Source organism: Paraburkholderia sp. JHI2823 (assembly GCF_038900695.1).
In the GTDB taxonomy this organism is placed as follows: Bacteria; Pseudomonadota; Gammaproteobacteria; order Burkholderiales; family Burkholderiaceae; genus Paraburkholderia; species Paraburkholderia mimosarum.
Genome location: NZ_JAYMRY010000003.1, coordinates 64,278 through 84,198 on the forward strand (window position 1 = coordinate 64,278; position 19,921 = coordinate 84,198).

The 19,921-nt window shown below is 66.5% G+C and carries 14 protein-coding genes; 6 read left to right on the forward strand and 8 right to left on the reverse strand.

Annotation, left to right across the window (positions count from 1 at the left end; translation table 11 throughout):
- Window positions 1-92: 92 nt before the first annotated feature.
- From ugpA to recD, 6 genes are all read left to right on the forward strand, one after another.
- Window positions 93-974, forward strand: coding sequence for a sn-glycerol-3-phosphate ABC transporter permease UgpA (ugpA, locus tag VSR34_RS04720; RefSeq protein ID WP_342961986.1), 882 nt, complete (start codon window positions 93-95; stop codon window positions 972-974).
- Window positions 974-1,819, forward strand: coding sequence for a sn-glycerol-3-phosphate ABC transporter permease UgpE (gene ugpE, locus VSR34_RS04725; RefSeq protein WP_028210371.1), 846 nt, complete (start codon window positions 974-976; stop codon window positions 1,817-1,819). The genes ugpA and ugpE overlap by 1 nt, the downstream gene beginning before the upstream one ends.
- Before the next feature lie 25 nt (window positions 1,820-1,844).
- Window positions 1,845-2,921, forward strand: a complete 1,077-nt coding sequence (locus VSR34_RS04730; protein WP_342961987.1) for a sn-glycerol-3-phosphate import ATP-binding protein UgpC — start codon at window positions 1,845-1,847, stop codon at window positions 2,919-2,921.
- Between the two features lie 267 nt (window positions 2,922-3,188).
- Window positions 3,189-6,773: an exodeoxyribonuclease V subunit gamma gene (recC, locus tag VSR34_RS04735; RefSeq protein ID WP_342961988.1), complete on the forward strand. Its 3,585-nt coding sequence runs from the start codon at window positions 3,189-3,191 to the stop codon at window positions 6,771-6,773.
- On the forward strand, window positions 6,770-10,606 hold the full coding sequence (recB, locus tag VSR34_RS04740; protein WP_342961989.1) for an exodeoxyribonuclease V subunit beta: 3,837 nt from the start codon (window positions 6,770-6,772) through the stop codon (window positions 10,604-10,606). The genes recC and recB overlap by 4 nt, the downstream gene beginning before the upstream one ends.
- On the forward strand, window positions 10,603-12,834 hold the full coding sequence (gene recD, locus VSR34_RS04745; protein WP_342961990.1) for an exodeoxyribonuclease V subunit alpha: 2,232 nt from the start codon (window positions 10,603-10,605) through the stop codon (window positions 12,832-12,834). Before recB ends, recD begins: the two co-directional genes overlap by 4 nt.
- Window positions 12,835-12,913: 79 nt before the next feature.
- Here the strand turns inward: recD and VSR34_RS04750 are convergent, their stop codons facing one another.
- From VSR34_RS04750 to VSR34_RS04785, 8 genes are all read right to left on the reverse strand, one after another.
- The gene (locus VSR34_RS04750) at window positions 12,914-13,339 is read right to left on the reverse strand and encodes an organic hydroperoxide resistance protein (protein WP_028210368.1); all 426 of its coding nucleotides are present in this window, start codon (window positions 13,337-13,339) and stop codon (window positions 12,914-12,916) included.
- Window positions 13,340-13,620: 281 nt separating this feature from the next.
- Window positions 13,621-14,187 carry a TetR/AcrR family transcriptional regulator gene (locus tag VSR34_RS04755; protein WP_028210367.1) on the reverse strand — a complete coding sequence of 189 codons (567 nt, stop codon included), beginning with the start codon at window positions 14,185-14,187 and terminating at the stop codon, window positions 13,621-13,623.
- Between the two features lie 96 nt (window positions 14,188-14,283).
- Window positions 14,284-14,919, reverse strand: coding sequence for a LysE family translocator (locus tag VSR34_RS04760; RefSeq protein WP_028230358.1), 636 nt, complete (start codon window positions 14,917-14,919; stop codon window positions 14,284-14,286).
- Complete coding sequence (locus VSR34_RS04765) at window positions 14,862-15,134, reverse strand: CerR family C-terminal domain-containing protein (RefSeq protein WP_342961991.1); 273 nt, start codon at window positions 15,132-15,134, stop codon at window positions 14,862-14,864. The genes VSR34_RS04760 and VSR34_RS04765 overlap by 58 nt, the downstream gene beginning before the upstream one ends.
- An 18-nt stretch (window positions 15,135-15,152) precedes the next feature.
- Window positions 15,153-15,698, reverse strand: coding sequence for a cytochrome b (locus VSR34_RS04770; RefSeq protein WP_342961992.1), 546 nt, complete (start codon window positions 15,696-15,698; stop codon window positions 15,153-15,155).
- Entirely contained in the window at window positions 15,695-16,765 is a 1,071-nt protein-coding gene (locus VSR34_RS04775; protein WP_342961993.1) for a catalase family peroxidase, read from the reverse strand. Before VSR34_RS04775 ends, VSR34_RS04770 begins: the two co-directional genes overlap by 4 nt.
- A gap of 526 nt (window positions 16,766-17,291) precedes the next feature.
- Window positions 17,292-19,013, reverse strand: a complete 1,722-nt coding sequence (locus VSR34_RS04780) for a SulP family inorganic anion transporter (protein ID WP_342961994.1) — start codon at window positions 19,011-19,013, stop codon at window positions 17,292-17,294.
- Between the two features lie 104 nt (window positions 19,014-19,117).
- On the reverse strand, window positions 19,118-19,915 hold the full coding sequence (locus VSR34_RS04785; protein ID WP_028210361.1) for an NAD(P)-binding protein: 798 nt from the start codon (window positions 19,913-19,915) through the stop codon (window positions 19,118-19,120).
- Window positions 19,916-19,921 lie beyond the last annotated feature (6 nt).

Here is a 19,921-nt window from a genome sequence, read left to right on the forward strand (position 1 = left end):
CGCCGCCCACGAGGCGGCTCGATCCGATAAAGAAGCCGCGCCACACGGTGTTCGCGCCAGGACGAACGCCGCGATTCGAGGGGAATGACGCAATGGAACAACGCTCCCGCTTTGGGGCGAGCCTGCTGCCTTATCTGCTCGTCGGCCCGCAGCTTGCGGTGACCGTGATCTTTTTCCTATGGCCGGCCGGGGTAGCGCTCTGGCAGTCCACCCAGGCCGAAGACGCCTTCGGCACCGCTTCGGTGTTCGTCGGCTTTGCCAACTTCACGCGGCTCCTGCACGATCCGCTCTATCTCGGCTCGGTCAGGACCACGCTCGTTTTCACGGCCCTCGTGACGTTCGGCGGCCTCGCCATTTCGCTGCTGCTCGCGGCCATGGCCCACCACGTGACGCGCGGCAAGCGCTTTTATCAAACGTTGCTCATCTGGCCGTATGCGGTTGCGCCCGTGATCGCCGCCGTGCTGTGGGGCTTCCTGTTCAACCCGAGCATCGGCCTCGTGACGTTCGCGCTCGCGCGCTTCGGCGTGGTCTGGAATCACGCGCTCAACCCCGGCCAGGCCATGACGCTCGTTGTGATCGCATCGGTGTGGCAGCAGATCAGCTACAACTTCCTGTTCTTCTACGCGGGCCTGCAGTCGATTCCGCAATCGCTCTTCGAAGCGGCCGCCATCGACGGCGCGGGGCCCGTGCGGCGCTTCTTCGGCATTGCGTTTCCGCTGCTCTCGCCCACGAGCTTCTTTCTGCTCGTCGTGAACGTCGTGTATGCGCTTTTCGATACGTTCCCGGTGATCGACGCCGCCACGGGCGGCGGCCCCGGCCAGGCCACGCGCACGCTCGTCTACAAGATCTTCGACGAAGGCTTTCGCGGGCTCGACATCGGCAGCTCGGGCGCGCAGTCGGTCGTGCTGATGCTGATGGTCACCGCGCTCACGATCTTCCAGTTCCGTTTCATCGAACGACGGGTGCAGTACTGATGGTCGAAAACCGCAAATACTTCAACCTGTTCTGCCACGTCATGCTGCTGCTCGGCGTGGCCGTCGTGGCCTTCCCCGTGTACGTGGCGTTCTGCGCGGCCACGATGAACGAGAAGGAGGTGTTCACGGTGCCGCTCTCGCTCGCGCCCAGCACGCACCTGCTCGCGAACATGGCAACCGTATGGAACACCGGGACGGGCAGCGCGGCGAGCCCGTTCAGCACGATGCTCATGAACAGCGTCATCACGGCGCTGGTGATTTCGGTGGGCAAGATCGCCATTTCGATCGTCTCGGCCTATGCGATCGTGTTCTTCCGCTTTCCGTTCCGGCGTCTCGCGTTCTGGCTGATCTTCGTGACGCTGATGCTGCCCGTGGAAGTGCGCATTTTCCCGACGGTGCAGGTGGCGGCCACGCTGCATCTCACGAACACTTACGCGGGCCTCACGCTGCCGCTCATCGCCTCGGCCACGGCCACGTTCCTGTTTCGACAGTTCTTCCTCACGCTGCCCAACGAACTGATCGAGGCCGCGCGCATCGACGGCGCGGGCGCGCTGCGCTTCTTCTGGGACGTCGTGCTGCCGCTCTCGAAGACGAACATCGCGTCGCTCTTCGTCATCACGTTCATCTACGGCTGGAACCAGTATCTGTGGCCGATCCTCATGTCGAGCACGGCTTCGATGACGACCGCCGTGGTGGGCATCAAGAGCATGATTTCGAGCGGCGACGCGGCCACGCAATGGCATCTCGTGATGTGCGCGACGATGATCGCGATGCTGCCGCCGCTCGTGGTCGTGCTGGCCATGCAGCGCTGGTTCGTGCGCGGCCTCGTGGATGTGGAGAAATGACGATGGGTGCAATTCGGGAGACGGCATGGCGGCATTGAGCATACGGGGCGTGACGAAGTCGTACGACGGCGCGCAGCAGGTTCTGCACGGCATCGACGTGCAGGTGCAGGACGGCGAGTTCATGGTGCTCGTCGGCCCGTCGGGGTGCGGGAAATCCACGCTGCTGCGCATGGTGGCGGGGCTCGAAACGATCACGTCGGGCGAGATCGCCATTGGCGGGAAGGTGGTCAATCGCGTGGAGCCAAAGGATCGCGACATCGCGATGGTGTTCCAGAACTATGCGCTCTATCCGCACATGACGGTCGCGCGCAACATGGCGTACAGCCTCAAGCTGCAGGGGCTCGACCGCAAGACGATCGATTCGCGCGTGAGCGCGGCCGCAGAAATCCTCGAACTGGGCAAGCTGCTCGAGCGCAAGCCGCGCGAGCTTTCGGGCGGCCAGCGTCAGCGTGTGGCGATGGGGCGCGCGATCGTGCGCGAGCCCTCCGTGTTCCTGTTCGACGAGCCGCTGTCGAACCTCGACGCGAAGCTGCGCGTGCAGATGCGCCTTGAAATCCAGCGCCTGCACGCGCGACTGCGCACGACGAGCCTCTACGTCACGCACGACCAGATCGAGGCGATGACGCTCGCGCAGCGCGTGATGGTGCTCAACGCGGGCCGTGCTGAGCAGATCGGCACGCCCGGCGAGGTGTACGACCGGCCCGCCTCGATGTTCGTGGCGAGCTTCATCGGCTCGCCGGCGATGAACCTGCTGCACGGGCGCGTGAGCGACGACGGCCGGCGCTTCGAAATCGCGGGCAACGGGCCCCATCTGCCGCTCGGCGAGCCGCCGGCCTGGTTGCCGAAGGGCACGGAATGCGTGCTCGGCGTGCGGCCCGAGCATATGCACGCGCGAGGCGCCGCGGAGCCGGTCACGCTCGAAGTCGAGACCTGCGAGCTGCTCGGCGCCGACAATCTCGCGCACGGCCGCTGGGGCAACGCGGATGCGGTGGTGCGCCTGCCGCACGAAACGCGGCCCGCGCCCGGCGAGCGGCTGGCGGTGCACCTGCCGCCTGCCCGGCTGCATTTCTTCGATCCGGCGACGGGCAAGCGCCTCGGGTAGAACGCGTCCGGCATGCGGCTGCGCCGCTCGCGGCGGCCTCGATTGTCGTAAACTGTCGCATTGCGCGGGCGCGAAGCTGCCGGCGCGATCGACACAGGCACGTGCCGGCATGAACCGGCACCCCATACGAACAGGCGACATGGCCGCAATCCCTCCTCTTCGCTTTCTCGCCCTATCCGCGCGTTTCGCACGTTGCGCAGTTAACGCGCGGCTTGCACGTTTCGCACGTTTCGCACGTATTGCGCGTATCGCGCGCCGGAGCCCCGCTTGAGCGCGCGCGAACTGCCCACGGGGCTGATGCTGGTACACGGCAATCAGCCCGAGCGCATGCGCGATCTGATCGTCAACTGGATCAGCCAGAATCCGCTCGCACCGCTCGAAAAGGAAATGTTCCTCGTGCAGAGCAACGGCATCGCGCAGTGGCTCAAGCTCGCGTTCGCGGCCGATCCGGAGGAGGGCGGCTGCGGCATCGCCGCGGCGTTCGAAATGTCGCTGCCGTCGCGCTTCCTGTGGCAGGTTTATCGCGCGGTGCTCGGCAACGACGCGGTGCCCGCGGTCTCGCCGTTCGACAAGTCGCGTCTCGTGTGGCGTCTCATGCGCATGCTGCCCGCGCTGCTCGACGAACCGGGTTATGAACCGCTCAAGCGCTTCATGACGCACGACGAGGACCAGCGCAAGTGCTTCCAGCTCGCGCAGCGCGTGGCCGACCTGCTCGACCAGTATCAGGTCTATCGCTCCGACTGGCTCGCCGCGTGGGCGGCGCATGAGGACGTGCTGATCGATGCGCGCAACGCTCGCGTGCCGTTGCCCGAGGAGGCGCGCTGGCAGGCGGCGCTCTGGCGCGCCCTGCTCGCGGACGTGAGCGCTCATGCGCAAGACGGCATCGGCTTGCGCGACACGGGCCGCGCCGCCGTGCACGAGGCGTTCATGCAGCGCGCGCAGGCGTGGGAGGAGGGCGAACCGCGGCCGGCCGCGTTACCGCGCCGCCTCGTCGTGTTCGGCATTTCGAGCCTGCCGCGCCAGTCGGTGGAAGTGCTCGCCGCGCTCGCGCGCTGGTGCCAGGTGCTGATGTGCGTGCACAACCCGTGTATGCATTATTGGGCCGATATCGTCGCGGACCAGGACCTGCTGCGCGCGCGCCACGCGCGGCAGCGCCGCCGCGCGGGCGCGCCTGACCGCCTCGACGAAGCGCAGCTGCATCTGCATGCGCAGCCGCTGCTCGCGGCATGGGGCAAGCAAGGGCGCGACTTCATCGGCCTGCTCGACGAATACGACAGCGACGAGGCGCGCGAGACCTATACACCGCATTTCACGCGCATCGGGCAACGTATCGATCTGTTCGAAGGCGAAGACGCGCTCACGCTGCTCCAGCAACTGCAGGACGACATTCGCGATCTGCGCCCGCTCGCCGAGACGCGCGAACACTGGGATCCGGTCAATGTGCAGGAGGACGAATCAATTCGCTTTCACGTCGCGCACAGCGCACAGCGCGAAGTGGAGATCCTGCACGACCGCCTGCTCGCCGCGTTTGCGGCGGACCCGACGCTGCGTCCGCGCGACGTCATCGTGATGGTGCCCGACATCGAGGTCTATGCGCCGCATATCCAGGCCGTGTTCGGCCTGCTCGACGCCAGTGACCCGCGCAGCATTCCGTTCAGCGTGGCCGACCGCGCGCAGCGCGCGTTCGATCCGCTGATCGGCGCGCTGGAAATGCTGCTGTCGCTGCCGTACTCGCGCGTGACGGTGAGCGACGTGCTCGACCTGCTCGAAGTGCCGGCCGTGCGCGCGCGCTTTGGCATCGACGCCGAAGACGTGCCCACCTTGCACCACTGGATCGACGGCGCGAACATCCGCTGGGGCCTGCATGCGGCGCAGCGCGCGAGCCTGGGATTGCCGCAGGCCGACGAACTGAGCGCGCCCAATAGCTGGGCATTCGGCCTGCGGCGCATGCTGCTGGGCTACGCGGCGGGCGAGCGCGCGGGCGCATGGCGCGGTATCGAGCCATACAGCGAGATCGGCGGGCTCGACGCCGCGTTGCTCGGCCCGCTCACGCGCCTCGTCGATGCGCTCGACCATGCGTGGCGCACGCTGCGCGAGCCGGCCACGGTCGAAGTGTGGTGCGAGCGCCTGCGCGCGTTGAAGGCGGCCTTTTTCGCCGCGCAGGACGAAGACGCCTACACGCTCGACCGTCTCGACGCCGCGCTCGAAACGTGGCGTGAGGCGTGCGACGAAGCCGCGCTCACCGACACGTTGCCGCTCGCCATCGTCGCGGAGAACTGGCTCGCGGCGCTCGAAGGCGGCGGCCTCTCGCAGCGCTTCTTCGCGGGCGCGGTGACCTTCGCCACACTGATGCCGATGCGCGCGATTCCGTTCCGGCGCGTCTGCCTGCTCGGCATGAACGACGGCGACTATCCGCGCAGCCGCACGCCGCTCGACTTCGACCTCATGCGCCGCGACTATCGTCCCGGCGACCGCTCGCGCCGCGAGGACGACCGCTATCTGTTCCTCGAAGCGATGCTTTCGGCGCGCGACCATCTGCATGTTTCGTGGATCGGGCGCAGCGTGACCGACAACACGCCGCGCCCGCCCTCGGTGCTGGTCGGGCAGTTGCGCGACCACCTGAAGGCCGGCTGGCGGCTCGAAGGCGAAGAAGATGCCGATGGCCAGGCGCTGCTCGACGCGTTGACCATCGAGCATCGCTTGCAACCGTTCAGCCCGGACTATTTTCCGGCACGGCCCGAAGAAGCATTGCTTTACACGTATGCGCACGAGTGGGGCAAGCTCGCCGACGTGCGCCCCGGGGCCGAAGCGAATGCGCAAGCCCTGGCGCCGCCCGAGCGCGATGAGCCCCTGACGATTCGCGAACTCGGCGAATTCCTGCGCGACCCGGTGCGCAGCTTCTTCCGGCAGCGCCTGCGTGTCGCCTTCGAAAGCGAGGACGCGGCGAGCGAAAATCACGAGCCGTTCGAAGTGGACGCCTTGCAGGCGTGGCAGCTGCAAGACGAATTGATCCGCGCGCAGGTCAGGGCGATGGAGCGCGGCGAGGACGATCTCGAACCCGCGGCGCTCGCGCGCCTGGAACGGATGCATCGCAGCGGCGATCTCGCGTCGGGCGGCTTTGGCGAAGTGATCGGCGAGGAACTGCTTGCTCCCATGCCCGAGCTTTTCGTCGAATATCGCAAGGCGCTCGCGCGCTGGCCCGAGCCGCTCGACCACCAATACGAAATACGTCTCGATGCGACGTTCGACGGCCGCGTGGTGTCGCTCGACGACTGGCTCGACGATCTGCGTGAGGGCCCGCAAGGCGCGCTCGGCCGCGTGATTCTGGAGCCGGGCACGCTCGTGAAGGATCACCGTTATCGCGGCGACCGTCTCGTCCCGTACTGGGTCGCGCACGTGGCCGCACAGATCGCGGCGGGTCCGGTGACCACGGTGATCGTGAGCAAGGTGGGCGTGGCGGAGTTCGCGCCCCTCGACGAGCAGGCCGCGCGCGACTATCTGCTCGCGTTGCTCGCCGCGTGGGACGATGGTGCCCGCCGGCCGTTGCCGCTCGCCGTGAAGACTGCGTTTGCATGGCTGCGCAAGCTGCCGGATACCTTCGACGGCACGCGCGCCGCAGCGTCCGCGCAAGCGTGGGAAGCCGCTCGCATGGCGTACGAGGGCAACGCGCTGACGCGTGGCGAGCGCGACACGAACGCCTACTTGCGCCGCGCCTTTTCCGATTTCGACGCGCTTGCCGCGCACGACGATTTCATCACGCTCGCCACGACGCTGCTGCTGCCCGTCGCGCGCGCGCCGCTCGCGTCGTCGCGTGGGAAGCGCGCTTCGGTCGAGGCTGGAGAAACTGCATGAATCCGCTCGACAACATGGACGCCCAGGTGCTGGACCCGCTGCGCTTCCCGCTTTACGGCAGCCGCCTGATCGAGGCGAGCGCGGGCACGGGCAAGACGTTCACGATCGCCATGCTGTACGTGCGCCTCGTGCTCGGCCACGGCGCGCTCGATGCGGCGGCGGACGCTGCGGATTTCGCGGACGAGGCGCGCACGTCGGGGCGCGCGCTCACGCCGCCCGAAATCCTCGTCGTCACGTTCACCGACGCGGCGACGAAGGAACTGCGCGAGCGCATTCGCGCGCGACTCATCGAAGCCGCGCAATGCTTTCGCGTGGAGCCTGAAGACGTGCTCGAACGCGAGTCCGGCGAAGACCTGCTGCACGATCTGCGGGAGGACTATCCGCCGGAGCAATGGCCCGCCTGCGCGCGCCGCCTGCAACTCGCGGCCGAATGGATGGACGAGGCCGCGGTCTCGACGATCCACGGCTGGTGTAATCGCATGCTGAGCGAGCACGCATTCGACAGCGACAGCCTCTTTTCGCAGACACTCGAAACCGACCAGACGGAATTGCGCGCCGAGGTGGTGCGCGACTACTGGCGCACCTTCATGGCGCCGCTCGACGCGCGGTGCGCCGCCGAGGTCCGCGCGTGGTTCGCGAGCCCGGACGATCTGCACAAGGCGATTCGGGGGCTGCTTGCCCACGCCGACCTGTTGCCGGATGCGTGCGACCCCGGCGCGGCGCTCGACGACGCGCGCAAACGCGCGCAGGCAGAACTCGAAGCGCTGAAGGCGCCGTGGCGAGTCTGGATCGACGAAGTCGAGGCGCTGCTCCACGCGGCGCGCGCGGCGAAGCAGTTCGATGCCAGAAAGCTCAATTCGAAGCACTGCGAAACATGGATCGGCAAGCTGCGCGACTGGGCCAACGATGCTGATTCCGCGCATCCGGGTTTCGACGACAAGGCGGCGGTGTGGACGCGCCTCACGCCCGCCGGCCTCGCGGAAATCTGGGTAAAGGGCGATCCGCCCGAGCATGCCGCCTTCGTGGCGATGGAAAGCCTGCGCGCATCGCTGGCCGCGCCGCCCGAGGCGAAGCAGGACCTGCTGTGCCACGCGGCACGCTGGGTGGCGCGGCGCTTCGAGGAAGAGGAGGCGCGCCGCTCGCAAATGGGCTTCGACGATCTGCTCACGCGGTTGCGCGCGGCGCTGCAGCGCGAGAATGGCGCGAGGCTCGCGGAGATCATCCGCAAGCAGTACCCGGTCGCGCTGATCGACGAGTTCCAGGATACGGACCCGGTTCAGTATCAGATCTTCGATGCGGTCTACCGGATCGACGAGAACGACACTGGTACGGCGATCGTCCTGATCGGCGACCCGAAGCAGGCGATCTACGCGTTTCGCGGCGCCGACATCTATACCTATCTGCGCGCGCGCCGAGCCTGCGAAGGGCGGCTCTATACGCTGAAGAAGAATTTCCGTTCCACGCGCGCGATGGTCGAAGCGGTGAACCGTTGCTTCGAAGCGGCCGAGTCGCGGCCCGAGGGTAGCGGAGCCTTTTTGTTTCGCAGCCCTGATGGATGCGGGAACGCGCTGCCGTTCGTCGCCGCCGATGCGCACGGACGGCCCGAAAAACTGGTCGCGGCGGGCGCGGCGCTGCCCGCGCTCAACGTCTGGTGGATGCCGCCGGCCGAGGATGGCAAGCCGCTCAGCAAAGGCGCGTATCTCGCCGGCATGGCCGCGAGTTGCGCGACCGAGATGGTGCGCCTGCTCAATCTCGGCCAGGAGCATGCCGCCGGTTTTTCGGGCGAGCGCGGCATGCGGCCGTTGCAGCCCGCCGACATGGCGGTGCTCGTCAACAACCGCAGCGAGGCGCAGGCGATACGCGAGGCGCTGGCCGCACGAGGCGTGCGCAGTGTCTATCTCTCGGATCGCGACTCGGTGTACCAGACGCCGCAGGCCGAAGAACTGCGCTACTGGCTCGCGGCCTGTGCCGAGCCCGACGACGGCCGCCTCGTGCGCACGGCGCTCGCCACGCCCACGCTCGGGCTCGCATGGTCGGAACTCGATCTGCTCGGGCGTGACGAGATCGCGTGGGAAGCACGCGTGCTGCAGTTCCGGGGGTACCGCGACTGCTGGCGCAAGAAGGGCGTGCTGCCGATGCTGCGCCGCCTCTTCAACGATTTTCACGTGCCGCAGCGTCTCATCGGCGAGGCGGCGGGCGCGGGGATGAACGGCGAGCGCGCGCTCACGAATCTGCTGCATCTCGCCGAGCTGTTGCAGCAGGCGAGCACGCAACTCGACGGCGAGCACGCGCTGATCCGCTACCTGGACGAGCAGCGCGAGGACGAAAGCGCGGGCGGCGGGGGCGACGCGCGCCAACTGCGCCTGGAGAGCGATGCGGGACTCGTGCAGGTCGTCACGATCCACAAGTCGAAGGGCCTCGAATATCCACTCGTGTTTCTGCCGTTCGCCTGTGCGCACCGCGCCGTCAAGCCCGACGACGTGCCGTTCAAATGGCACGACGAGGAAGGCGAGTTGCGAGTCACGCTCGAAGCGGACGCGCGCGTGCTGTATCAGGCCGATCGCGAACGGCTTGGCGAGGATCTGCGCAAGCTTTACGTCGCGCTCACGCGCGCGCGCTACGCGACCTGGGTTGGCTATGGACCGGTGCAGGGCGTAGAAGCGAGCGCGTTCGGTTATCTGCTCAATGGCGGTGCAACTTTGCCAACTGAGGAGACCGAAGCATTTCTCGATGCCTTGCGCGGCCCGTGCACGGACATCGCCGTGGCGCCGGCGCCGCAGGCGCATCGCGAAGTGTTCGCGTTGCGCGATACCGGCGCGGTGAGAGGCCATGCGCGCACGCTTGCGCATCGGGAGCGCGAACGCTGGTGGATCGCGAGCTATTCGAGCCTCAAGACCGTGGAATCGTCGATCGGCTCGACCGCGCCCGTCGAAGCGGACGATGCCCGCGGCGCGCCCGATACCCGCAGCGAAGACGTCTTCCTCGAACTGCTCGATGCGAGCGTGCCGCCCGAGGAAGACGAAGGCTTTGCAAACGCCGGGCAAGCGAGCGTCGCGCCCGCGCTCGCGCCGATGCATGGCTTCGAACGCGGTGCGGACGCGGGCACCTTCCTGCACGAGCTGATGGAATGGGCGGCCAACGAAGGCTTCGCCGTCATCGCACAAGACGAGCCGCGCGTGCGCGACATGGTCGCGCGCCGCTGCAACGTGCGCGGCTGGTCGCACTGGATCGAGCCGCTCACGCAATGGATGCTGGGGCTCGTGCGTACGCCGCTGCGCCTGCCCGACATCGAAGGCGAAAGCGTTGCGCCCGTTGCGTTCGCGGCGCTCGAGCCGGGCTCGTACATGGCGGAGCTCGAGTTTTGGGTCACGGCGCACGACGTCGATACGCTCGAAATCGATGCGCTCGTCACCGCCTTCACGCTGGACGGCGAGGCGCGGCCCGCGCTCGACGCCGCGACGCTCAACGGCATGCTCAAGGGTTTCATCGATCTCGTATTCGAACACGAGGGCCGCTATTACGTGGCCGACTACAAATCGAACTGGCTCGGCCCCGACGATGCGTCGTATACGCCCGCGAAAATGCGCGCGCAGATCCTCCATTCGCGTTATGAACTGCAATACGCGCTGTATTTGTTCGCGCTGCACCGGCTGCTCAAGGCGCGCCTGCCCGATTACGACTACGACCGTCACGTGGGCGGCGCCGTGTATCTGTTCCTGCGTGGCGGCCATGCGCCTGGGCAGGGGCTGCATTGCGAGCGGCCGTCGCGCGAGCTGATCGAACGACTCGACGCGTGTTTCGCGCGTCGCAATGCGCTGGAGGATGTGGCATGACGAGGCGCCGCACGAAAGGACCGGACTGTTTCACCGGCGATCTGTTCCAGAATCTGGCCTTGCCCGACGCCGAGCCGGAACCCGAGCCGACACCCACGCGCAGCGCCGCGCGCGAGACGGCCGCGCAGATGCTCGGCGTCCTCGAAAACTGGGTCGAGCGCGGCTGGCTGCGCACGCTCGATGCCGCGTTTGCCCGCTTTCTGTGGACCGAAGCGCCGCACTGTCCGCCGCTCCTGTTGCTCGCGGCGGCGCTCGCGAGCCATCAGCTCGGGCGCGGTCACGTCTGTCTGGACTTGAAGGCCACGCTGGAGGACCCCGCATTTGCGCTCTCCCTGCCGCCCGACGGCCCGCAAGTGCTGGCGGCGACGCCGGCCCAGCCGCCGGCCGAAGTGCTGGCGGGCGTCACGCTCGCGCAATGGCGCGAGGCGCTCGCGGTGCCGGATCTCGTGAGCGAGGAAAGCGCGAGCGCGGAGCCCGCAAACGAGGCAGCAGGCAACACGCCGCTCGTGCTCGCCGGCACGCGGCTCTATTTGCGGCGCTACTGGCAGTACGAGCAGGACGTGCGCGCAGGCATCGAACGGCGCCTCGCGCGCGCCGCACAGGTCGAAGCAGGATTGCCGCTGGAGGTGGCCCGCGCGGCGCTCGATGCGCTGTTCGCGCCGCATTCCAAGGAAAGTCCGCGCGCCGCCGACTGGCAGAAGCTCGCGTGTGCGCTCGCCGCGCGCAGCGCGTTCAGCATCGTCACGGGCGGGCCGGGCACGGGCAAGACAACCACGGTCGTCAGATTGTTGGCACTCCTTCAGACATTGGCGCTCGGCCGCGCCGGGCAGGGAACGCGTGCGGCGAGGCCGTTGCGCATCCGGCTTGCTGCGCCCACGGGCAAGGCCGCGGCCCGTTTGAACGAATCGATAGCGGGCGCGGTGGAGCGATTGCCGTTCGAGGCGTTGCAGGCTCACGTCGATCCCGCGACGCTGCGCAACGCGATCCCGACCGTCGTCGCCACGCTGCATCGCGTGCTGGGCACGCGGCCCGGCAGCCGGCGCTTCAGGCATGACGCCGCGAATCCGCTGCCCGTGGACGTGCTCGTGATCGACGAGGCCTCGATGGTCGACCTCGAAATGATGGCCGCCGTGCTCGACGCGCTGCCGTCATCCGCGCGTCTGATCCTGCTGGGCGACAAGGACCAGCTCGCATCGGTCGAAGCCGGCGCGGTGCTGGGCGAATTGTGCGACCGCGCGCGCGAAGGGCACTACACGCAAGCGTCGCGCACGTGGCTCGAAGCGGCCACGGGCGAGCGCATCGACGCCGCGATGCTCGACGAGGACGGACTGCCGCTCGATCAGGCCATTGCGATGCTGCGCGAGAGCCATCGTTTCGCATCGGAGAGCGGCATCGGCGCGCTGGCCGAACTCGTCAACGCGGGCGATGCAGTCGCTGTCGCGAAGATCTGGTCGCGCGGCTACGACGATCTCGCGCGGATCGTCTGCCAGGCAGACGACGATGGTCCGTTGCGCGCACTCGTCGTCGAAGGCCGCGTGGATGAAAGTGGATCGGTGCGGGCGCAGCGCCACGGCTACCGCCACTACCTGGAAACGATGCGGGCGACGCGGCCCGAGCCCGGCGCGCCGCCCGAGGCGCTCGCCGCCTGGGCCGCCGGCGTGCTAAAGGCGCACGGCGCGTTTCAACTGCTGTGCGCGCTGCGGCGCGGTCCGTGGGGCGTCGAGGGCTTGAACCGGCGCGTCGCGCGGCTGCTGCACGAAGAAGGTCTCATCGATCCGCATGGCGACTGGTACGCGGGCCGCCCCGTGCTCGTCACGCACAACGACTACGAACTCGGGCTCATGAACGGCGATATCGGCATCGCGCTGGAACTGCCCGTCGCGGCGGGCGAGCCGACCGTGCTGCGGGTGGCGTTCCCGGCCGGCGACGGCTCGGGCACCGTGAAGTGGGTGTCGCCGAGCCGTTTGCAAGGCGTCGAAACCGTGTTCGCGCTCACCGTCCACAAGTCGCAGGGCTCGGAATTCACGCACGCCGCACTCGTGCTGCCCGACACGTACAGCCCCATTCTCACGCGCGAACTCGTCTACACGGGTATCACGCGTGCGCGGTCGTTTCTCACGCTCGCCGTGCCCGAGGGGCGCGCCGTGCTCGATCGCGCGGTGCTCGCCAGGGTGCAGCGCGCAAGCGGCCTCATGGCGGGACTCGCGCGCGACGCGCAGGCCGCGTGAGCGGTCGCCAAAGCACGAAGGGCCGCTCGCAGTGGCGGCCCTTCGCTCGTAGTGCGAAATACTTCGTCGAGTGTGCGCGTTAAACGATCGTGAGCGTCACGTCGATGTTGCCGCGCGTGGCGTTCGAGTACGGGCACACGATATGTGCCTTGTCGACGAGCGCCTGGGCGGCCGCGCGGTCCATGCCGGGCAGCGAGACCTTCAGTTCGACTTCGATGCCGAAGCCATTCGGAATCTGGCCGATGCCCACGTTGCCGGTGATCGAAAGATCGGCGGGCAGGGCGATCTTGTCGCGCGCCGCGACGAACTTCATCGCGCCGATGAAACACGCGCTATAGCCGGCGGCGAAAAGCTGTTCGGGGTTCGTGCCGTCGCCGCCCGCGCCGCCCAGTTCGCGCGGCGTGGTGAGCTTGAGATCCAGCTGGCTGGCGGGAATGACGGCGCGGCCATCACGGCCGCCGGTAGCGGTGGCTTCGGCGCGGTAGAGGACTTTTTCGATCGACATGACAGGCTCCTTTGAGCAAAGACGGTGAGTTAAAGGTACGGCTCGGTGCGACTTCCAATCTAGCGGTGCAAGGCGACAGGCATATGCACCGGGGTCCAGCAGAACAGCAAAGCAGCTTGCGAATTCATCGTTGTCAGTCTTTGTATTCTATCTACCACAAGATAGATTCGTAGTCGTAGAAACTCGATCATGATGCACCTTTTACGGCTATCTATCAGAAGATAGAAACCGTAGCCCAACAAAAGAGGCGGCGTACCGCCCCGGCTTGCAGCTTCAGCATTTCACTGGGCCACGCGCCACATGGCTTCTACATCTTCGAGGCGCGACTTCGTTTTGAACAGCCGGCTTGCCAGAACACTGCCCTGCAACGCCGCGAACAGGGTGCGCGCGGCGCTTTGCGCCTTACCCTTCACGACCAGCGTGCCTTCCCTGGCCCCTTGCGCCAGCACTTCGGCCAGCCAGTCTTCGTTGGCGCGGAAGAACGCCTGCACGGCCTGGCGCACGTTTTCGGGCAGCGATTCGATGTCGGCGGCCAGCATGCCGCACAGACAGATCTGGTTGCCGTCGCCCAGCGTCTTGCCGAAGAGCCGCGTGTAGATCGCGAGCTTTTCGCGCGCCGGGAGCGCTGCGTCGATGGATTGCAGTCCTGCCATGACCTCGCTGCTGTACTGGCTTACCGCTTCCAGCACGAGGTCGTCTTTCGATGGAAAGTAGTAGTGGATGCTGGACGTTTTCACGCCCACCAGTTCCGACAGGTCACGGTAGCTGAAGCCGTTGTAGCCGCGCAGCATCATGAGGGTGATGGCGTGGTCGAGAAGCTGCTCCCGCACTGTCAGTTTCGTGTCCATGGACTCCAATTTATCTACTGGAAGATAGATTGTCAAGCGGAATGGGCAATTTGTTTCCGCTGCTCCGGCGCGGCCAGGGGACCGCGCCGGGCGATGTCAGATGCCGCGATGCCCCGCGCTGAAGATCAGGCGCAAGCCGAGCGCCGCGATGGCGCCTGCGGCGATGCGGTCGATCCAGCCTTTTGCCTGCAGATACAGATCGCGCGGGCGCTGACTCGAAAAGCACAGCGCCACGACCGTGTACCAGCCGGTTTCGATCGCGAACACGAGCGGCGGCAACGCGAAGTAGCACCAGAGCGGCGGATGCTGCGGCAACAGCGCCACGAAGATGCCGCCATAGGCAATGGCCGTTTTCGGGTTGCTCAACTGCGTGGTGAGGCCGCTCCAGTAGGACTTGCCGGGCCGCTCGCCGGCCGCGGCCGTCTTGCTCACGGTGACCGGCGTGCCGGCGCCGCGCCAGATGCGCGAAGCGATATAGAGCAGGTAGGCGCCGCCCGCGATCTTCAGCGCCGCGTAGAGCCAGGCAACCGTGGCGAGCACCGTGTAGAGCCCGGCGAGCGCGATGCCGGCAAAGCAGATCGCGCCACTGCCCATGCCAAGCGCGGTGGCCACGCCGTCGCGGCGCGACAGGCCGATCGAGTTACGCGCGACGAGCACGAAGCTCGGGCCGGGACTCATGGCCCCGAGCAGAACGGCGAGGAGAATGCTGGCGACGGCGGCAAGTGCGGACATGACGGGGCTCCGATGAGGGAGGGAACCTCGAAGACTAGCACGCGCGTTTGTTCCGCGATATTCGCCTTCAGAAATTCCGCCTTGTCCGTGTCGATGTCGTCCCAGCCGAGCGTCGAGAGCGTCGAGCGGTGCGCGATGAAGAAAAGCAGAAATTGGCCGTACAGGCCAAACATGCGCACGATGCTGAGGGGATCACGCGCCGGTATGCCGGTCATGCGTTCCAGTCCCACCCGTCAACCGCGCGCTTCGCCACGCGCCATGCTGGCGAGCACACCGTCCCGGCGAATGAGCGCGTGAAAGAGCGCGGCTCCCAGATGCAACAGAATCGTCGCGTAGAGCGCCATGGCGAGCCAGGTATGCGCGGCGCGCAGCCATGCATAGAGCGTCACGTCATGCGGCGCGATGGGCGGCAGATGCAGGCCGCCGTACAGCACGATGGGATAGCCGCCCGCCGATAGCATCGACCAGCCGATCAGCGGCATGGCGATCATCAACAGATAAAGGGCGAGGTGCGAGGCGTGCGCGCCCGCGCGCTGCCAGGCCGGCAACCCGGCGGGCAGGCGCGGCGCTCCGCACCGGAGCCGCGTTGCGATGCGCACGATCACGAGAGCAAGCAGCACGATGCCCAGCGGACGGTGGAGCGCAAGCAGGGCCTCATGCAACCGCGAGACCGTGGAGACCATCCCCACGCCGACGAACAGCATCGTGACGATAAGGACTGCCATCGACCAATGCAGGAGGCGCTGCAACGTGCTGAAATGTTGGCCCGGTTGTTTCATGGCTGGGAGCCTCCATGCGTCTGCGCGAGTTCGGCTTCCTCGCGCGTGCGGCGATTGAACGAAACTGAATAGGCCGCCGAGCGCGCGGCGAGCAACGGGTCGTCGGAAGGCTTCAGCCCGTCGGGCAAAATGGTCGGATCGTAGTTCACGTCGCGGCACATGCCGTTGCTTTGCGGCTCGGCGCGCTGCAATACCAGCGTGCCGGCGTCGATCTGCTCGCGGTCCGCGGGCCATTGCTGCGTGGCGTCGTTCGTCGGATCTGCGGCGGCAGCGACGGTGAGCACGAGCCTCCAGCGCAAAGGGATCGCCGCGGGGCCCGCTGCGAAGCGCGCGGCGAAGTCGTCGGCGAGGAAGTTCGGGTCGGCCTTTTGCGCCGGCGTCTCCGGCGCCCAGGCCGCTTCGGGCACGGTTTGCCAGCGCACGGCGTGCCGGTTGCCGGCGGCGTCCGTGGCGATGAACGCGTTGACGCTGTAAAACGCCGTATTCGCGAAACTGGAGGAGGGCGGATGCGCCTTCACCCAATTGCGGAACGGCAGCGTTTCCGGGTTCGCCCGGAAAAAAGCGTCGAGCTTCGCTGCGTCGGGCTTTCCCGTCGCCGGGTCTGGCTTCGAAGCCACGAGCTGCCTATAGAATTGGTCCGGAGTGCGAACGATGAAGACAGGCACCGAGTTCATGCCGGTGCGCCACTGCTCGCCGTTCTGCAACTGGAATAGCAGAGCCATGCTGCGCACAGGCGTGCTGGCGTCCGGCGCGGCGGGGTTGCTGCCGGGAATGGCGAAGCGTCCGACTACGGGCGTGCGTCCCGGCGCGAACACGGCGGCACGCGACACGCTCGCGCCGTTGCCATTGCTTTCGAACCAGCCCTCCACACAGAGTCCCTTGGCGTGATTGCGCCGATAGCCCGGGTGGACGCCATAATTCGACTCGAACGTGTTGATGATATGCGGGGCGTCGAGGCGCTTCGGCGTGAGCCAGCCGGCCGTCCACGCGAACGCGGCGCCCGCGCAGCCCACCACGGCTGCGATGGCCGCGAATCGGCACGGCACGCAGATCGAGGCGCGATTCACGGACGGGCCCCTGTGCACGGGCGCGCGCCCGGCAATGCATGTGAAAGCGTAAGGTGTGCGAGAGTGTGCATGAACGATTCCAGTCGATGGCCGGAGGGCCGTTACTGGCGTCAACAACGCATGGCTGCGTTCTATTCCCAATGCGAAGAGAAATAATGCGAGCGTGCTCGGGCGTCATGTTTACGGGATTGAAAGCGCGGAATTCGATAGCTGCGCGATAAGCGGGCGGTGAATGCACGAATCGTGCGCGAAGTGAAAGAGCAACATTGACTGGGCTGGTTACGCGGAAAGGGTTCCGCTACCAGATCTTGGCTGCGCCGCCTGGCAGCACGGTGTGTCACTGCGTGGGTGGCCGGCGCGCATCGGGCGCGCCGTACGTCGGCTGGGTCAGCGTGCCGTGGAGTGCGTTCAATCTCGTTGCGTGAGCAACGAAATCGCATGCGTCGAGTCGAGGCGTGGGGCGTCCAGAGGCCGGACCAGCGATTTTTGCTGGGCTCGCGAATGCGTCGGCAGGCACCCGGCAAACTCAGTGCGACGCTCCGCTCACGGTTCCTGGTGGTTGCTGCGCCTCCCATGCCTCGACTGCCCGCTCCAGATTGAAGAACATCCGGTCGCGTCCGAGCGTCTTGCCGAGCGGTGAATTTTGCACCATTGCCAGTACGCCCGGGTTGAGACCCACGAGCCAGAGCATGATGTCCTGCTTGCGCAGCTTCTGTTCCGATTCTGTCAGCATTTTCAGCGCGGTGTACTCGAGGTCGGTTACGGCGCGCAGATGGAGCACGACGACCCTGGGATGCGTCTGCTCGATCAGCGTGCGGACCTTTTGGCCGACGCGCTCGGCATTGGCGAAAAAGATGGTCCCTTCGGGCCTCAACAGCAGAAGGCCGGGAAACGCCTCGTCGTCGGGGTGCTCGGCAGACACCGGACGAAACACGTTCGTGCCCGGCTTGCGGCGCAGCACATGCACGGGTGGATCGGACGTCTGGTGGGCAAGCGCCAGCAGTGACACGACAATGGCGACGAGGATGCCCTGCAACGTGCCAAGCAGTACGACGCCGGCGAGCGCAACCAGCGCCCACACCAGCTCTGTGTGTCGCACAGCGGCGATCGCACGAAATTCCGCGGGCTTGATCAGGCCGATCGAATAGACGATGACAACGGCTGCCAGCGTGGCATGCGGCATCAATCCGATGAAGGGCGCGAGAAGCAACATCGTGCCGAGCGCGACGGCAGCCGTGACCAGTTCGGCGAGCTGAGTGCGGGCGCCCGCGAGACGGTTGACGGCCGTCTGCGTCGTTCCGCCGCCCGCTGGCATGGAGCCCAGCAGCGCGCCTCCGACATTGGCAAGACCAATGGCCAGCAGTTCTCGATTCGCCTGTGGCGCAGGTTCGCCGCTCTCAGCGAATGCTCGCCCCGACGCGATCGTCTCGGTAAAGCTCATCAAGGCAATGCACGCGGCAACTGGCGCAAGCGACGCAACGAGGGAAACGTCGGGCATGGTGATGGGCGAGAAGCCCGTCGGCACCTTGCCGACGATCTCGACCCCATACGAGCGCAGGCCGAAGAGGCTCACGCCGCCGATCCCGCAGGCCACCGCGATCAGCGGTGCGGGTGCACGTGGAAAGAAGTGCTCGATTGCCACGAGGATGCCCACGGTAATCGCTCCCACAGCGACTGTCGCCGCTGACAGGTGAGGAATACCCGTTACGATGGCCAGCACGTTGTGGAAGAACGATCCCTTCGGGAAGTGAATGCCGAGCAGCTTCGGCAACTGATCCAGCACGATGATGACCGCTACCCCTGCCTTGAATCCGGTGAGCACCGGATCGGAAATGAAGTTGGCAACGAATCCCAACCGCAGGACCGCGGCGAGCGTAAGCATGCCCCCGACCAGCAAGGTCAACGTTGCCAAGGCGCTCAGCAGTTCCGCCGTCCCTCCTCGAGGGGCCGCGCGGGCGAGAGCGGCTGCGGCGAGGATGGCGATCGTTGCGCTGGTGCTGACGCTGAGCGGCCTTGACGACCCCAGGAACGCATAGATCACCATCGGAAGGAAGGCCGTATACAGCCCGACCTGGACTGGCAGACCCGCGACAGTCGCATAGGCCATGGCTTTCGGAAGAACGACCGCCGCAGCGGTCGCGCCAGCAATGACATCCGGCCTGAGCCAGTCCTTCTGGTAGTCGTGGACCCACTCGAGCACCGGAATGCGAAAGCCGCCTGCGGGATGGGTTGATGAAGCGTGTCTCATGAGCGACTCCCGAAGCCACGAGGCCAGTTTTGCGGAGCAACGTGCAATCGCGCCGACAACGGGCGGCAGACTACCCGCAGATCGCACCTGTCGAGCGATATGCTTTATGAGCGGTGCTGCGCCTGCCGTGCATCGCTCTCGCGCACCATGGCGGACGCAACGATGTCGTTCTCGTCAATGACAGTCGACGCGCCTGCCCTCAGGAGTAACAATCTGCGCAGTTCGTTCTCGCCCGACACCACGATCTTGAGCGCGGGATTGAGCGTGTGCGCCACCAGCGTGATCTCGAGGTTGCTGTTGGGATCGGCGCCCGTCACGAACAACGCACGGGCGGTATCCAGCCTGGCGCGCTCAAGTACGTCGTCGAAGGACGTCTGATCGCCGAGAATGACCATGTATCCCAGTCCAGAGGCTTTTTCGGCGCGCTTTGCGTCGCTATCCAGCACGAGCACGGTCGCTCCGGCATCCAGCAAACGGGCGGCGACCAACTGACCGACCGGACTAAACGGGCACACGACGATGTGGTTGTTCAGTGTTTCGAGCTTGTGCTCCATGGCCCTGTTCTCCCAGAAGACCATCACGTCGTCGCCCGACAGCATCCCTGCCAGTTGCCGTAATGCATAGCCGGCGACCACCACCGTCGCAAGCATCGCGACCAGCATGAATACCTTTTGGTCCGTATTGAAATCCGAGAAGTCGCCCAGGGTCGTGACGAGATTCACCGCATCCCAGAGGGCCGTGAACATCTTCGTGGTCAACGGCGCATCGGAACGATCGAGCAGCACCAGCCCGACCGACGAACCTAGCAGCACCAGAATCAGCAGGCCAATCGCGAAGCGTGCGCGGCGGTGCCATTCCTGGATGCGTAGTCCGCCAAGGCGTGGTTCTGCGATCCGGTACATCCGATC

What these genes read in the sequence shown, in the direction of transcription:
- VSR34_RS04730 (WP_342961987.1), top strand. Translation starts at nt 1,845, where the DNA reads ATGGCGGCATTGAGCATACGGGGCGTGACGAAGTCGTACGACGGCGCG.
- VSR34_RS04750 (WP_028210368.1), bottom strand. Translation starts at nt 13,339, where the DNA reads ATGTCGATCGAAAAAGTCCTCTACCGCGCCGAAGCCACCGCTACCGGC.
- VSR34_RS04770 (WP_342961992.1), bottom strand. Translation starts at nt 15,698, where the DNA reads ATGAAACAACCGGGCCAACATTTCAGCACGTTGCAGCGCCTCCTGCAT.
- VSR34_RS04765 (WP_342961991.1), bottom strand. Translation starts at nt 15,134, where the DNA reads ATGACCGGCATACCGGCGCGTGATCCCCTCAGCATCGTGCGCATGTTT.
- recD (WP_342961990.1), top strand. Translation starts at nt 10,603, where the DNA reads ATGACGAGGCGCCGCACGAAAGGACCGGACTGTTTCACCGGCGATCTG.
- VSR34_RS04780 (WP_342961994.1), bottom strand. Translation starts at nt 19,013, where the DNA reads ATGAGACACGCTTCATCAACCCATCCCGCAGGCGGCTTTCGCATTCCG.
- recB (WP_342961989.1), top strand. Translation starts at nt 6,770, where the DNA reads ATGAATCCGCTCGACAACATGGACGCCCAGGTGCTGGACCCGCTGCGC.
- ugpE (WP_028210371.1), top strand. Translation starts at nt 974, where the DNA reads ATGGTCGAAAACCGCAAATACTTCAACCTGTTCTGCCACGTCATGCTG.
- VSR34_RS04755 (WP_028210367.1), bottom strand. Translation starts at nt 14,187, where the DNA reads ATGGACACGAAACTGACAGTGCGGGAGCAGCTTCTCGACCACGCCATC.
- ugpA (WP_342961986.1), top strand. Translation starts at nt 93, where the DNA reads ATGGAACAACGCTCCCGCTTTGGGGCGAGCCTGCTGCCTTATCTGCTC.
- VSR34_RS04760 (WP_028230358.1), bottom strand. Translation starts at nt 14,919, where the DNA reads ATGTCCGCACTTGCCGCCGTCGCCAGCATTCTCCTCGCCGTTCTGCTC.
- VSR34_RS04785 (WP_028210361.1), bottom strand. Translation starts at nt 19,915, where the DNA reads ATGTACCGGATCGCAGAACCACGCCTTGGCGGACTACGCATCCAGGAA.